This window comes from Paenibacillus segetis (assembly GCF_014639155.1).
In the GTDB taxonomy this organism is placed as follows: Bacteria; Bacillota; Bacilli; order Paenibacillales; family Paenibacillaceae; genus Fontibacillus; species Fontibacillus segetis.
In genome coordinates this window covers 270,231-285,657 of the sequence record NZ_BMFT01000004.1, presented here as the reverse complement: position 1 = coordinate 285,657, position 15,427 = coordinate 270,231, and the positions used below count along the sequence as shown (strand labels likewise).

At 41.5% G+C, this 15,427-nt stretch carries 15 protein-coding genes; 6 read left to right on the top strand and 9 right to left on the bottom strand.

The window, feature by feature from the left end:
- Window positions 1-103: 103 nt before the first annotated feature.
- The 3 genes from IEW05_RS22185 to IEW05_RS22175 form a co-directional block, all read right to left on the bottom strand.
- A complete protein-coding gene (locus IEW05_RS22185; protein ID WP_188542042.1) occupies window positions 104-1,003 on the bottom strand; it encodes an AraC family transcriptional regulator in 900 nt (299 codons plus the stop codon).
- Window positions 1,004-1,188: 185 nt separating this feature from the next.
- Window positions 1,189-2,283 (bottom strand): threonine aldolase family protein, encoded by a 1,095-nt coding sequence (locus IEW05_RS22180; RefSeq protein ID WP_188542041.1) that lies wholly within the window; start codon window positions 2,281-2,283, stop codon window positions 1,189-1,191.
- Entirely contained in the window at window positions 2,280-2,603 is a 324-nt protein-coding gene (locus tag IEW05_RS22175) for a GRAM domain-containing protein (RefSeq protein WP_188542040.1), read from the bottom strand. Before IEW05_RS22175 ends, IEW05_RS22180 begins: the two co-directional genes overlap by 4 nt.
- A 102-nt stretch (window positions 2,604-2,705) precedes the next feature.
- Between IEW05_RS22175 and IEW05_RS22170 the strand changes: the two genes are divergently transcribed.
- From IEW05_RS22170 to IEW05_RS22160, 3 genes are all read left to right on the top strand, one after another.
- The gene (locus IEW05_RS22170; protein WP_188542039.1) at window positions 2,706-3,221 is read left to right on the top strand and encodes a hypothetical protein; all 516 of its coding nucleotides are present in this window, start codon (window positions 2,706-2,708) and stop codon (window positions 3,219-3,221) included.
- Between the two features lie 43 nt (window positions 3,222-3,264).
- Window positions 3,265-3,828, top strand: coding sequence for a dihydroxyacetone kinase transcriptional activator DhaS (gene dhaS, locus IEW05_RS22165; RefSeq protein WP_188542038.1), 564 nt, complete (start codon window positions 3,265-3,267; stop codon window positions 3,826-3,828).
- A gap of 186 nt (window positions 3,829-4,014) precedes the next feature.
- Window positions 4,015-4,593, top strand: a complete 579-nt coding sequence (locus IEW05_RS22160; RefSeq protein WP_188542037.1) for an LURP-one-related family protein — start codon at window positions 4,015-4,017, stop codon at window positions 4,591-4,593.
- A gap of 95 nt (window positions 4,594-4,688) precedes the next feature.
- On the opposite strand, the gene IEW05_RS22155 is transcribed toward IEW05_RS22160, so the two are convergent.
- Window positions 4,689-6,365 carry a glycoside hydrolase family 13 protein gene (locus IEW05_RS22155; RefSeq protein ID WP_188542036.1) on the bottom strand — a complete coding sequence of 559 codons (1,677 nt, stop codon included), beginning with the start codon at window positions 6,363-6,365 and terminating at the stop codon, window positions 4,689-4,691.
- Window positions 6,366-6,551: 186 nt separating this feature from the next.
- On the opposite strand from IEW05_RS22155, the gene IEW05_RS22150 reads away from it, so the two are divergent.
- Window positions 6,552-7,127, top strand: a complete 576-nt coding sequence (locus tag IEW05_RS22150; protein WP_188542035.1) for a hypothetical protein — start codon at window positions 6,552-6,554, stop codon at window positions 7,125-7,127.
- A 54-nt stretch (window positions 7,128-7,181) separates the two neighbouring features.
- Here the strand turns inward: IEW05_RS22150 and IEW05_RS22145 are convergent, their stop codons facing one another.
- Window positions 7,182-8,273 carry a polysaccharide deacetylase family protein gene (locus tag IEW05_RS22145; protein ID WP_188542034.1) on the bottom strand — a complete coding sequence of 364 codons (1,092 nt, stop codon included), beginning with the start codon at window positions 8,271-8,273 and terminating at the stop codon, window positions 7,182-7,184.
- Between the two features lie 271 nt (window positions 8,274-8,544).
- Between IEW05_RS22145 and IEW05_RS22140 the strand changes: the two genes are divergently transcribed.
- On the top strand, window positions 8,545-9,042 hold the full coding sequence (locus IEW05_RS22140; protein ID WP_188542033.1) for an ArsR/SmtB family transcription factor: 498 nt from the start codon (window positions 8,545-8,547) through the stop codon (window positions 9,040-9,042).
- A 64-nt stretch (window positions 9,043-9,106) separates the two neighbouring features.
- A complete protein-coding gene (locus tag IEW05_RS22135) occupies window positions 9,107-10,435 on the top strand; it encodes an MFS transporter (RefSeq protein ID WP_188542032.1) in 1,329 nt (442 codons plus the stop codon).
- Window positions 10,436-10,547: 112 nt separating this feature from the next.
- On the opposite strand, the gene IEW05_RS22130 is transcribed toward IEW05_RS22135, so the two are convergent.
- From IEW05_RS22130 to IEW05_RS22115, 4 genes are all read right to left on the bottom strand, one after another.
- The gene (locus tag IEW05_RS22130) at window positions 10,548-11,729 is read right to left on the bottom strand and encodes a response regulator transcription factor (RefSeq protein WP_188542031.1); all 1,182 of its coding nucleotides are present in this window, start codon (window positions 11,727-11,729) and stop codon (window positions 10,548-10,550) included.
- Window positions 11,726-13,510, bottom strand: a complete 1,785-nt coding sequence (locus IEW05_RS22125) for a sensor histidine kinase (RefSeq protein WP_229753673.1) — start codon at window positions 13,508-13,510, stop codon at window positions 11,726-11,728. Before IEW05_RS22125 ends, IEW05_RS22130 begins: the two co-directional genes overlap by 4 nt.
- Before the next feature lie 70 nt (window positions 13,511-13,580).
- On the bottom strand, window positions 13,581-14,474 hold the full coding sequence (locus IEW05_RS22120; RefSeq protein ID WP_188542029.1) for a carbohydrate ABC transporter permease: 894 nt from the start codon (window positions 14,472-14,474) through the stop codon (window positions 13,581-13,583).
- A gap of 15 nt (window positions 14,475-14,489) precedes the next feature.
- Complete coding sequence (locus IEW05_RS22115; RefSeq protein ID WP_188542028.1) at window positions 14,490-15,380, bottom strand: carbohydrate ABC transporter permease; 891 nt, start codon at window positions 15,378-15,380, stop codon at window positions 14,490-14,492.
- Window positions 15,381-15,427 lie beyond the last annotated feature (47 nt).

Here is a 15,427-nt window from a genome sequence, read left to right as displayed (position 1 = left end):
CCTACACAACAAAAAAACAGTTTTCAAAGAGACTGCTCTCTGAAAACTGCTTCTAGAGTTAACGCACATATGTATCAATGACCTGCAATTTAATGACCATGCGTTATTCACTTTTCACTACCGGAATGTGAATCTCCATCACCGCTCCAGTCTGAGCATGGCAACGTTCATCATAGAACTCATAATCCACTTTACCCGGCGCAAGCTCATATCCCGAATCAGGAAACCATTCTTCAAAAATATACTTTGTAGTACCCTCGACTGCTTTGGCGAAGCCATGATCAACATAATCAGCAGGGGGCGAGGTAAATACAGCATAAGTGGCCTCGGGTATGCTTCCCTTAAACATCTCTTCCTTAGCGTTATCGAAATTCTCTACTTTAACGCCGATCACATACGTAAATGCACCCGTCTCCATATTCGGAGGAAAACATACACAATACTCCCCATGTTCTTCAGGTTTGAGCTGATCATATAATTGTTGCTCTAGTCCATCAGCATCAAAGTGATTCCAGAATGCGGGGATATCCCGCTTGCTTCGGCTTTCTTCAAATGTAGTTTCAAGTGCATACCCAACAATTTTAAATGCTGGTTTGGTTATAAATTTAGGCTCCAGAATAATTCCTCCATATAGTTTCAACTTTTCATAAAGGGCAAGATTAACTTTCCCAGGCACTTTTGTACTCACATATTTACGATAATTTTCAGGGGAACACCCATAAACCTTCCGAAATGCTTTACAAAAACCGGAATGAGTCTCGAATCCATATTCCATGGCAATATCGATAATCTTTTTGTCGGTAGATAATTCAACAACCGCGTGAGCCAGTCTCCGTATTCGCACATACTCCATTACGGGCATTCCGACATACACATGAAATAACCTATAGAAATGATCAGAGGAAAAGCCCGCAATTCCAGCTAAAGTTTCCACAGTTATTTTTTCGGTAAGCTGTTCTTCAATGAAATCAATACTTTTTTGAAAACACTCCATATAGTTCATATGGTTCCTCCTCCCGATCGGTAATCTAAATTTACCATCAATTCATAAATTGGACTGTTCCAAAATTGTCATGTTGATTATGATTTATGTTTATATTGAAACCAAAAAAACAGTGAGATTGCCTATAAATAGACGCTCTCACTGTTTTTAAAGAATTCATCCTCACTTAGCTACTGCGGTTGATACTAGATCATCGCTCTCATTTTCTCGTCTAGCATTTGAAAAGCACTCTGCAGCGTTTCTTTGGGAATGTTAGCGTAACGATCTCCGATACTGATTTCACAAGAACAGCTTGTCTCGTTGATTTCTTTTAAATAACCCGTTATTCCGAGGCCCGTAGCCTCATAAATAGCGATTAGGATCGGTTCCAACTTCTCCTTAGGCACCTCAAAATGTAAGTGGAACATATTAGAGACAGGTTCTATAGGTAGCGTCGCCACCCTGTGGCACTCATTCATCATGCCAGCAAGTTCCTTTGCAGCCTCATAATACTGCCCCATTTTATCCACTCGCCCTCTGAAATAATAATCAGAACTAATAATATAAGGGTACAGGCTAATAAGATCGCCACCATGCCGTCTCTTCCATACCTTGGACTCAGCCGTAAAATCAACATCACCCGCAAGGATAGCACCTGTAATCCCGCCAAGCCCTTTGTAGAAAGAAATGTACACACTATCAAACAACGCACAGACCTCAGCAGCCGATTTTTGATAAAAGGGGAGAATCTCAAACAGTCTTGCTCCATCTAAATGCAGTTTAATCCCTTTGTCGCGACAGTAAGCGGAGATTGCTTCTAGTTCACTATACGCCGGTAATTGCCCACCGATCTCACGTTGAGGTAACTCAAGCAGTAAGCAAGCAATGTCCTCCTGCATGTTCTGTATATCTTCCAAGGTAATCAATCGGTTACTATCAGCAAGCAAAATAGGCTCAATATGATGTAGCTCTTTCAGGCCATCTTCCTCATGAATCTCTAAATGGCATAAGGGATGGTAAGCTACTTTCTTTAGCCCCTTCTGATCACACCATATTCTTAAGGCAATTTGCTGGGCCATCGTTCCACTTGGAAAAAACACAGCCGAGTCCTTCCCTAGTAGCTTTGCCATCTGCTCTTGGAAATCCTCAATGACCTTCCCTTTTCCATACATATCACTATCCATGTTGCCATCGGCATGTTCTAGTGCCTCTTTCAATACTTGAATGTTTCTTGGGCCATGACCTGGTAAAGGATAGGTAGTTTGTTTAAAAGCTTCAAATAGCGTGATCTTGTCACTCATGTTGTTGAACTCTCCTTTTGTTTCAATAATATATGTATTAGTCTTTCTCTATCCGTCAGCTTAAACTTGTACTCTTGTTCTGACTTTAAGGTGATCTTTACTCCATTCGGCACCAATATAAAAGAGTTAAATGGTTCAACTGTTTGAATATCCTTATTTAAAAATTCAATATGCCCTTGTAATATATAATGTTGTTTTGACTCGAATATGGTGCGTTGGTTTGTAACCTTCAAGTCACCAATGACTTGTTCTATCCCACTTTTATGATAATAAGCTAGGATGCTCATTAGTAAAGCTTCACCATCGTTTAAGATAAACAATGTATTTCCCCCTAACTAACTGCATAATGCTACATTATTAAGAAAAGACTACTCCTTTTCCCGTCATGTTACAATAAAGAAAAAACGGAGGAGGTACCAGAATTGTTTCACCCTACTGTCTTCGACAATATTAAGGTCGCTATAGAGAACCAGATCTATGACTATGATAATTTGGACGGAATTCTCGTCGTTACAGATCGCTCCGACCTTGTGAATATGGCGCTTATGTCCCGGGAATTCACGCTTTCGTTCAAACTCATCGGGGGACAGAAAGTAACGGCGGAAATTGTGTTATCGGCCTCGACAAAGGATCTAAATGACGAAATATTAGAGGTCCCGAATCAAAATCCTGGCTGCAATTTACAGCTTCGCTTTTACACGCAAGTAGAGAACGTAGCTATTCAATGCCAAGCTATCAAGAGTATTCTGCATGCGATCTGGGGATCTGATTTACGCCCTCTTCAAGCCTTAAGCTTCATTTATGGTGAAGAAAGCGAAGTTTATAATAACTGTATCGAGCTACAATTCAAACGCCAAATTACAGAGGAACAGATGGAAGATATCCCTGAGTTGTTGAAGCACGTACTTCAAAGTGCCGAGGAACTCGAATCAGTATAATGCGGCATTCTGGCAAGTGAACTATGAATGAGGTGATATAACCATGTCCAATTCTATCCTAACAAAAAATGCTCTGGCCCATTCACTGAAATCTTTGATGGAGCATACTCCGCTTAATAAAATTTCCGTACAGCACCTTGTGGACGATTGTGGATTGAACAGACAAACCTTCTATTATCACTTTCAAGATATTTTCGATCTACTGGGCTGGATATACAAGACAGAAGCGGTTGAAAGTATCGCTCAATATCGCAGTTATGATACCTGGACCGACGGTTTTTATAAAATATTCTGTTATATAGAGAGCAACAAAGCCTTTTGCAATAATACACTGGATTCCCTTGGTCGAAATCATCTGGACAACTATCTATATTCCGTTACGAATGACCTCATTATGGGAGTTATTAACGAGCTGTCCGGTGGAATAAATGTCCGCAACGAGGACAAACAGTTTATTGCGAATTTCTATACACTTGCCTTCACCGGGCTCGTCATTCAATGGATGAGAGACGGCATGAAGGAACAACCCCAACAAATCATTGAGAAGCTTAGCAAATTGATTGAAGGGAATTTTCTAAAAGCCCTTCATAAATATGAGACCAAGTAGTCTTAGCCGAAAGGCTTCGACTTTTTTGATGAAAAACTGGATTATTTGCTCCAATGTACACCCATAACAGTAATCGCCCTCTCTTCACGAACGATTACTGTTTTTTGTTTACTAAATGTCTATACAGCTTGGAATTCTTACCTTAAGATAATAGTTGATATTATCTATGGGAGGCTGACCAATAAAGTGCATGATAAATTTAGTTATACTCAGTATTTAGTAAGACGCAAGGTGCTCGCCGTCGTCGGTGCCAAGTTCCACATTTATAACGCCAATGAGGAACTGGTGATGTTCTCGCAATTGAAAGCTTTTAAACTAAAAGAGGATATTCGGCTTTACAGCGATGAAAGTATGAGTCAAGAATTACTTACGATTTCAGCCCGTAATATCATTGATTTCTCCGCTACGTACGACGTCAAAGATGCGTTAACCGGAGAACATGTGGGTAGCCTGCGCAGAAAAGGAATGAAATCTATACTAAAGGATGAATGGATCATACTGAATGCGGGTGAGGTTGAAATTGGCCGAATCAAGGAAGATAGTACCCTTTTTGCGATGTTACGCCGTTTCTTAAGTAATCTGATCCCTCAGACATACAATGTATTAATGAACGGGACCACGGTCAGTACGTTCAAGCAAAACTTCAACCCATTTGTCACCAAGATAAATGTCGACTTCTCCTCCGACCCTGGGCAAGTACTTGATCGCCGCTTAGGACTGGCCGCAAGCGTATTACTCTGTGCTATCGAAGGGAAGCAGAACTAGTTTGCCATTGCTACCTCATAGTTTTCACAAAGAAATACATACACAAATAGCAGGGTGATCAGTCATCCTGCTATTTGCTTTGTTCGATTTTTACCTTAATTCAACTGATAAACAACAGCTTCATAAGGTTTCATTTCAAATGTATCCTTGTTCTGGCTTGTATGTTCAACATTCGTGAGCACGACTTGTCTACTATATTTGCTTAATTCCTGCGGTATTATAAATTCTGGAGTATTCCCAGAGAAATTCAGCAAGACTAGGAAAACCTGACCTTCGAATGTTCGAGTGTACGCGAAGATTTCTCGATGATCCATAAGCCAACTTTCATATTTTCCATAAATGAGCGCTTCATTCCCCTTACGCAAAGCGATCAGCATTTTATAATAATGTAGAATAGAGTCTGGATCCGAGATCTGCTTAGCAACATTAATCTCATGATAGTTAGGATTGATGCGAATCCAAGGGACTACAGTTGAAAATCCACTATGCACCGTATCATCCCATTGCATCGGCGTTCTCGCATTATCACGCGCCCGGTAACGGATCCTACGCATCGTATCCTCAATATCTTTTTGGTCCATCAGACGCTCACGGTAAAAATTATAAATTTCTACATCTCGGTAGTCACTTAGCTCATTGAACTCTACATTGGTCATCCCAATTTCCTGTCCCTGGTAAATAAACGGGGTTCCCTGCATTAGCATATAAAAGGTTGCCAGCATTTTGGATGATTCTTTATGATAATGCACAGGATCACCGAATCGTGATACAGAACGTGGCTGGTCATGATTTTCGAGGTATAATGCATTCCATCCTATACCTTCAAGCCCTGTTTGCCACTTATTCATAATCTCCTTTAAAGCCGCCAAATTCCAGGGAGCGCAATCCCAGCGTCCCTCGGGCCCGAAATCAATGTTGACGTGCTCGAATTGAAAAATCATATTAAACGCACCGTTCTTCTCGCCGATCCACAAGTCAACTTGCGAAATAGGGATGCCACTCGCTTCGCCAACGGTCATAATATCATAACTAGCAAAGCCTTCATGCTTGAATTGTTGAATAAATTCACCAATACCTCTGATATTTCGATGTCCTTCCGTAGCATCCACGTAACGAAGATTACACGGATTCGGCATATCCGGAAGTCCCGGCAGTTTCTTAATATGCGATATCGCGTCAACCCTGAATCCATCAATTCCTTTATCCAGCCACCAACGGATCATTTGGACTAATTCCTGCCTTACGATTGGATTTTCCATGTTCAAATCCGGCTGTTTCCTTGAGTACAGATGCAAATAATATTGTTCAGTTACTTCATCATATTCCCAGGCAGAACCATTAAACATAGACTCCCAGTTATTCGGTTCGGCTCCGTTTTTTGCATCACGCCAAATGTAATAGTCCCGTTTTGGGTTATCCCGTGAAGAACGAGATTCAACAAACCAGGGATGTTCATCCGATGTATGATTAAGCACAAGGTCCAAGATAATCCTCATATCCCGTTTATGTACTTCACGCAATAGAGAGTCAAAATCCTCCATCGTCCCGAAGTCATCCATTATGTCCTGATAATCACTAATATCATAACCATTATCATCATTTGGAGATTTATAAATTGGACATACCCAGATAACATCAATTCCGAGCTCCTGTAAATAATCAAGCTTGGAGATGATCCCTTGTAAATCCCCGATCCCATCACCATTCGAATCCATAAAACTCCTCGGATATATTTCATAAGCGATGGCTTCTTTCCACCAAATTTTACGCATGTGACTCCCCCCCATAGATGCTCGATCCCTATATTGTCCCCGTCACTTTTCTTCCATATACGTGAAAGCTTCCGACACCATCCCCCTCTTACGAGTTGACAATACTACTCCTTCACAATATTTTTTCTCAGACCGTAACATTTTATGGAAAACATCGTTTGATACATTGAAGGAGATGAACCTACTATGATCTCAAAACGCTTTACTATAGCCTGTACCTGTATATGTGTAACGCTAGCCGTCATTACAGGATGTACGGACAGTAAGGAAACAGTATTGCTGAATCCTTCAACTAACGTGACTGATAACGTTGTATATCCTCTTGATGCGGGGAAGGACAGTGTCCTAAATCTTCTCCAGAACATCCCCAACATCGATTGGCATGCCTATAATAAGAGCAGTGACGGGAAATCACTAGACACAATAGAATTTCTCTATAACAACATTACCCTTATTACACCTGAATACTACTCCAATCTATTCTTAGCCACAAAAGGTTTAGATGGGGCCAGTTCCGAATCTTATTCGGCAATTGTAGGTGAGCTTTATCAAAAAGACCGAAATACGGTCGTCGAAACACTTGCAACAATGGAAGATCAAGCACAACAACAATCCGTTATTTCTTTCATAGCTTACAATCTAGGTTATCTGGATGTCGCACAGGTAAAAGAAGATATTTCAACGTGGAAATCAAGCGGGGAGCTTAGTTCGGACGAAAAGGTAGTTCTTACTGATTTACTTGCAGCATTGGATAATCCATAACTATTATGAATAAAACCCCCAACCGCAAGTGGTCGGGGGTTTGTTGAATGAAGTTTAATCTTCCGTAATCTCCGCTGGCCAACCTAATTGTCTACACATCTCGTTCAGCTTGCGAATATCCTGTCTTGCTTCGATTTGGGTTAATCCAAGTTTGCTGGCAGTCTCTGCAGCCCAACGAAGAATATAAACCAATGTATCCGCTTGCGCCTCTTTAGATGCATAATCTAACAAAACTAACGTATTTTCTCTGAAGCCGGTACGCACATATCCCCAATAGGATTCATTAAATTCTCGAATTGCAAACAGCTCACGATTCTCTGTAACACCAAACTCATGAAGAGGATTCTCCAGATGTTCAAGCCACTCACTCTCGGAATTGAAATGTAGCATATATTCAGCAATGTTCCATTTTGTGGTCTGAGCTGCGAGATTTACGAGCTGATCTCTGTTCTCCAATGCAATCCAATCTTCCAATGGATGGTCCAGTTCGGCTGGAACCTCAACTGTGATTTTCCACGGTCTGGCACCGGCTTCTATCCCTACAGATTCTAGTATTTCGGGAATTCCTACACATCGTAGCCCTTTTTGCTTAGCGATCTGAATTAGTTCTCTTAAGGCATCCGGAGTACCTACTGAAATATCATTACTGTGCATAACCACTATCGTTCCGTTCTCCAGTTTAGGCTCGATTTTGGCTACGATATCCTTCGCAGGTACACCCGCCCAATCGCCAGAATCAATACCTTCGATATCATACACACCTGTCTCAGCAAGCCAATCCAGATTTTCCTCCCGGAACGAACAATAAGGAAAACGCATAAAATTAGGACAAGGAAGACCGGTCGCATCCTGATAAGCCAGTTCGGTTTGTTTGAGCTGATCTAAAAATACAGACTTCGGCACTTCGGCCATCCGTCGATGATGATACGTATGAGGAGCAAGCACATGACCCCGAGACAATATTTCTCTCGCCTTCTCCGGGTACTTATCCATCCACTCCCCGGTAAAGAAAAAGGTACCTACGGCTTCTTCCTGTTCTAGAACATCTAACCACCATTCAAGTGGAAGCTGAGAAGGACCGTCATCAAATGTAAACGCACAAATTGCTTGGTTAACATTTCCCCGCCATACCGCTTCTACAGACATGTTGCCGCCTCATTTCTATTCATATATACAACATATTATAATCGCGGAGTCATTGTTATTCTAATATTCTCCTCTCTATTAGTAATACAATCTTACTATTATTTGATGATTACACAGAAAATAAATTCTAACTAAAATAAATTGGCTATTTACAAAAGTTTCAAGATCTTTTATGATCGTGTTACATCAATCTAAAAAATTAGAATGACTAAATAAAGCAGAATGAATAATTTAAATGGAATAATTATTTTACAGAATGGAGTGTTTGTAAATGGATAAGGATCAAAATCAGGCTATTGAGATTTCAGTAGAACAGGCCAAATTGTTGGGTAGTGCACAACGAATCAAGATAATCGGAACTTTGATTAACACAGCAAAAACTGCCAAACAAGTAGCGGATGAATTGGGAGAATCCCCGGGTAGTGTTCACTATCATATCCAGAAATTATACGAAGGAAAATTAATAGATATCGTAGAGACCCGAACGGTAGGCGGCATTGTGGAGAAATATTACAAATCCAAAGCGAAGTGGTTTAACACGCATGGCAAGCAACTAATTGATCCCGTACTGGCTGATGATTATAATGCAGCTTCAAGTACACGGATCAGCTTGAGAATGCAGCTATCACCGGAGCAGCGAGAGGAAATGACGGCTGACGTGAAGGCTCTAATGGAAAAATGGCTTACGACTTCTATAGCGTCCAAGGCGAAGAATAGCCAAGAATATGCTATTGGATTTAATTTGATTTCGTCAGAACCGTCGGAATAGGTCGCTCATCTGACTTACAAACGGGTTTATTAATTAAGCGACTTAGGATGGGAGTGTTCACCCTGTGGAGATTTTTAGAAATCGCAATTTCACGATACTGTTTATCGGCCGTATTCTGACAAATATCGGCGATAGTTTATACGCCGTTGCGGCAATGTGGCTGGTGTATGATCTGGGTGGTTCGACATTGTATACAGGACTTGCTGGTTTTTTGTCCATCTTACCTAGAATCATTCAATTGTTCTCCGGTCCTATGATTGACCGCTTACCATTGCGTGGTCTGCTAGTCTATAGTCAGCTGTTACAGGCTCTATTGTTGCTTATTGTACCTGTGGCATTTTATTTCAACTTTCTGACGGTTGGAATAGTACTCCTCATTACACCGATACTAACGACAATTAATATGTGGTTCTACCCCGCACAAATGTCTGCTCTACCAAAGATCCTCGACAAGAAGCAGCTGACCCAAGGTAATTCCTTATTTTCAATTGCCTATCAAGGCATCGACGTTGCGTGTAACGCAGTATCGGGAGCGTTAATTATTTTACTGGGAGCAGTTTCACTGTATCTATGGAATTCATTAGGATTCTTCATTGGAGCGCTTCTATTTACGCAACTTCGAATCAAAGCATCCTCCCCTTCTTCATCTGATCATGGTCATTCACCGCAAGAACAAAAGAGCTCTAAACCCAACTCCTCGCGGATTCCTATGAAAAATTATATATCTGAGATGAAAGAGGGACTTCGGCTGATCCTTGCCACTCCGCTAGCACGAATCCAATTCGGCGTTATCGTAATTAATGCGGCTGGTGGAGCCACCTTTACCGTCATGCCTGCCTTCGCTAACAGCCTTGGCGGTGCTGGTATATATGGAATTCTGCTAATGGCTCAAGCTTGTGGGAGTCTACTTGGTGCGGTACTTGCTCCCTACATGAAACTGGAGCGAATCCGACTCGGAGCTATTTTTGCCGCTGCCTTCTGCTTATCCGGAGTCGCCTGGTGTATCAGTGTATTGACCCCTTGGACCTGGCTCGTGGTCTTGATCTATGGACTGGCTTGGTTTCCTGGTGGTGCTACCAATGTAATCATCAACACTGCAATCCAAAAAGGCGTACCGGAAAAAAGTTTGGGAACCGTGTTTGCCGCAGCATCTGGATTAAGTGGAATTGCCATGCCGCTTGGCAGTCTGATTGGCGGCAGTCTAGGCGTTATTGCTGCAAGCTCATCCGTTATCGCAGGCTGCGGTATTGCGGTGCTAGGGGTGGGAATATTCTGGGTGTTTGACCCCGTGACACGGAGTCTCCCTAACGCCAATGATGTGGATGAATCCTGGTTCGCCACTCCCTCAACTTCCACGCCTATAGTGGAAACAACACCTTCTGCAACCTCGTAATATATGTCGTTTCAGCCCAAACCGCAAGAAACAGAAGGATGGGTTCCTTCTGTTTCTCACTCGTTTATGAATACTACCAGCGCTCAAAGGGCTACGATGGCGACGATCATTGTCACACCGTTCTCACTTCAGCTCGCTGCCCTAGCCGATATTCCGTCGGTGTAACATTGAATCTTTTACGAAATACCTGGGTAAAATGCTTCACGTCCTGATAGCCTATCCGTTCCGATATATCCACCAACTTGAGCTGCGGATTAAGCAATAGTTGCTTTGCTTGCTCCATTCGCAAATGAATAACGTACTCTTTGAAGCCATACCCCGTCTTTTGTTTGAACACTTGGCTAAAATACACGGGGTTCAAATATACAATTGAAGCAACCTTCTCGAGCGTTAAGTCGGTATTATAATAGTTTTTAATATATTGTTGCGCTACTTCAATAACTTGGTTCCCACCAGTTGCATAATACTCAAATTCTTGAGAAATCGAATCTTGATGCATCCGTTGTACTTCTTTGGGTATCGCCTTAAAGTCAATCAATTGCTCTGAGTGCAAAATTTGAAAAGGTACTCTTAAATATTTTTTCAAATGAATGCGGAATTGTTCCAACATGTCCTTGATGCAAGCTTCTTCACTCATCGTTATAAGACCTAACACACTTTTCGTATCAAAGCTTGTAACAAATCCTTTGCCATACTTGGACATTAATTCAGTAAGTACATTATCTATAATAAAATGCTCTAAATGAACGATCTTGTCACTTTCCATCTTCACCATAATTAGTTGAAACCGTGGATGATTCGCGATAATTGAATCTATATCCATGCCCCCGATATCCATACCAGAAGCCCAGCGTTGGAACACGGCTTCACGCAGAAATTTCAAATTCGTCTTCAGCAATTTCGAGCCCTGTTCGATCTCTACTTCAGAGCCAATTTTGTGCTCTAGTTTGGCGATCATCTCCAGCAGCATTTCCTTACCAATTGGTTTGAGCAAATAGTCCATTGCTCCTAGCCGCACCGCTTCTTTGGCATAAGCAAATTCAGAATAGGCGGAAATAATAACCCATTTGATATGGGGGTAACTAGCTTTAGACAATTGCATCAATTCTAGACCCGTCATACCTGGCATAAGAATATCCGTCAATACGATATCGATAGGACGACTTCGCAACAATTGTACAGCCTCATCTGGATTAGCAGCCAGATAAATACCGTACTGTGGATAAGCATTATGAATGGTTCGTTTAATACCTTCCCTGATGACCGATTCATCATCCACGATGAGGATATTCATCTCCATGTCCCTCCTTGTAACGGAATTGGTAATACAACAATAACTGTTGTTCCTACTCCCTTCTCACTTTCAATCCGAACACCATAGGCTCCCCCAAACATCATATGAATCCGAGCGTGAACATTACGCAGTCCGATTCCCCTTCTTGATCGATGAGTTGATTCCAATATAAAATCCGAGTTCGTTTGTAGTGAGGCTTTAACTTGCCGCAACGTTTCTTCCTCCATACCCATACCGTTATCAACTATTTGAATATGGAGTTCATGATCATGTTGTTCAGCGGATACCTGTAATTTACATGGAATACCCAGCGGTTCTAACCCATATTTCACTGCGTTTTCGATAATCGGTTGAATGGTCACTTTCGGTAAAATAACATCGAGCCACATCTCATCCACATGAATTTCAGTTTGAACTCGATCCTCTAGACGGCTCTCAATAATGTTCAAATAGTGGCGAATCTGCTCCAATTCTTGTCGGAGCGTGGTTTGCGAAGCTTCTTCCCAATTACTACTATACCGAAACATTTGGGACAAGGAGAGTACTACTCGGCTCAGTCTCTCATTGCCCTTCTCATCCAACATCCAATAGATCATATCCAGAGTATTATATAAAAAATGCGGATTCACTTGGGATTGAAGTGCTTGTAGCTGGGCATTCTTCTCGCTGACCGAAGATATCTTAATCCGCTCAATGAGTTCATCCATCCGTAGAACCATTCGATTAAAGGAAGAGACTAAACTATTGATCTCATCAAATGAATTTACGTTCACCGATCCTTTAAAATTCCCCATTTCAACTTTCTTCATTTCACGGATCAATAGCTTCAAAGGAGAAGCAATCGTCTTAGACACTAGAGAAGCTACTGCTGTAGATAGAGCTATCAGCACAAGAAGCACCATAAATAAGTACATTCTTGTTTGATTAATCTCAGCGCTAAAATCACCCTTAGGTGTCAGTCCGTAAATCGTCCAATCTGCAAGCGCAGTCTTGGCTGCAACGATCAATTGGTCAGATTTATCATCTACGATAATTGCCTGCTCATTCGTAGGTCTGGGAAGATTGGTTAGTACGGGCTCCTTATCTTCTTGCCCTCCATTGCTAGCAATCACTTGACCTTCCGCTCCCATAATAAACACATTCGTCCCCGGGCTTATGCTGACATTGGACAAAGCATCTGAGATCGGAGTCGGGTCTGTTTCGATAACAATGATTCCAATGGACTTATAATCGGTTAGATCGTAGAGTTGCCTACCAAATACAAAAACCCGATCTTGTTGCAATGTATTAATAGGCGAACTGGAATACATCCCTAGCCAAACCATATTTCCTGATGACGCTTTCAGTTTGTTGTACCATTCCGTTTGCGCATAATTGATGTCGATGACACCCGCAAATTGTTTCTCGTAGCTATACACTTTACCGGAATTCGTAATAATGTGAATCCCAACAATCTCCTTGCGGGAATAATACGCCGCACCAATAATATTCGTAATCCACCTTTCATTAATAACCGAAACGGATGGATTACTGGAATTTTCTTGAAGTAGACGTGTTAATTCATAATTCCCATTCAGTGATTTCGTGACACTATTATAACCCTCAAGCAACAGGTCAAAGAGCCCTGCTGTTTGTGAAATATTCTTCTCGGCAATATCACTGATTTTCGAATGAATAATACTGAGTGCACGTGTATAATACATAAAACTTACGAGGATAAGGATGACAGTCATACAAGTCAAGAAAAGTAGAAAAAGACGGCCACGGATAGAACGGAACATTCGAGTCAATTGGTTATCCTCCTACACTCGATTTAATTCCATATTATCACAATAACCGCTTCGGGAAATATTATCCTTTTACAGCTCCAGCTACCATTCCCTCCGTGATTTTGTCTGCTAATAAGAAATAGACCAAGATCACAGGAAGTGCACCTAATACTAGAAAAGCCCCAATAGCACCATAGTTTACTGAATATTGGCTGACAAAGCTGTTCACACCAAACGGCAATGTCTTCAGTTTTTCTGCAGAAATAAATGTGGCCGCCAAGATATATTCGTTCCATATGTTAATAAAAGTTAGAATACAAACGGTCACGACAGGTGGTACAGAAACCGGTAATATAATGTTCCAATAGACTCGGAATACATTCGCACCGTCCATAATCGCTGACTCTTCAATCTCTCCCGGGATCGTCTTCATGAAACCATGAAGGATAAAGACAGCAATGGGAGTTTGGAAGGCGATATAAGGCAGGATAAGTGATAAATGCGTATTCAGAATGTGTATGTTCTTAAAAATAATCATTAATGGCAATAATGTCGCTTGCATCGGGATCATCATACCGACCAGAAACATCAGCAGTAACACTTGCCCATAGCGCCAACGGAAACGACTGATGGCAAAAGCTGTCAAGGAGCTGAAAATAATAACGCAGATCATCGTCACCGAAGTAACGAAGAAGCTATTCCATAAGTAACGGAAATATCTACCACCAGCAAGCGCGGAGGTGAAGTTGATCCATTGCGGGGAATGCGGAAGCGAGAAGAAGCTTCCCGACAATATCTCCTCATTCGTTTTGAAAGAGTAGAGCACGAGCCAGATCAATGGGTAGAGCTGAGTTACTACGAGTACAGACAAGATTAGAATAACGATTCCTTTAGCAAGGGAAAATCGTTTATGTTTCTGTTGGCGTTCGGGTATGACTTTCCGATTTCTTACACCCACTACACTGGATGTACCCATATCGATTTCCCTCCTTTATGAGAATCGTTTCTCTAATGAACTAAAGATAAAGTTAATGATCACTGTGGCGATTAAACATAGGATCACCAGGAATGCAGCTATCGAACTACCATATCCATACTTCATGGATAAGAACGACATATTATACATATGTGTGGAGATCACATCCGTAGCGTGAGCAGGTCCTCCGCCCGTCATGACCATAACCATATCGAACGCTTGAAGCGACCCGATAAACGCCAGCACAATGGAAATTTTAAAAATCGGAATAATCATGGGGAAAGTAATGTAACGATCTGCCTTGAAGCCATCAGCTCCATCAATTCGAGCTGCCTCATATATTTCAGATGGAATATTTGAAATTCCTGTAAACTGGATGAGCGTATGATAACCCAAGTACTGCCACAATGCGACGAAATATAAGGCGAACATTGCTACTGCGGGTTCGGTTAACCAAGATCTCGTCCAGGACTCTAGTCCAACTGTCTCTAACATTTGATTTAACATCCCACCCATCGCTGCCGGGTTGTAAATGGTTTTCCACAACTGACCGATGATAACAACAGATAGAATAACCGGCATGAAATAGCTGGACACCAAAAAATTTGGTTTGCGAATATATCTCCGCAGGAAGATAGCTACCATTAAGGCAATCGGAATTTCTGCCATCGAAAACACGGCAAACATCAGTGTTCTCCGTACTGCAGGCCAAAATACAGGATCATGGAAAAATAGATTTCTAAAATTTTCAAATCCTATAAAGGACGATTGACCAATTCCATTCCAATCTAATAAACCGCTATATAATGATACGAGGATGGGCACGAAGACAATTCCAAAATAAATCAGTGTACAAGGCAGTATAAACGCAACAATCGTAAAACGGGAGACCTTAAGAACGTTCACGCCTCATCTCCTCCTTCTGTCCTTCATGATAGAGATGAAGGGAACAA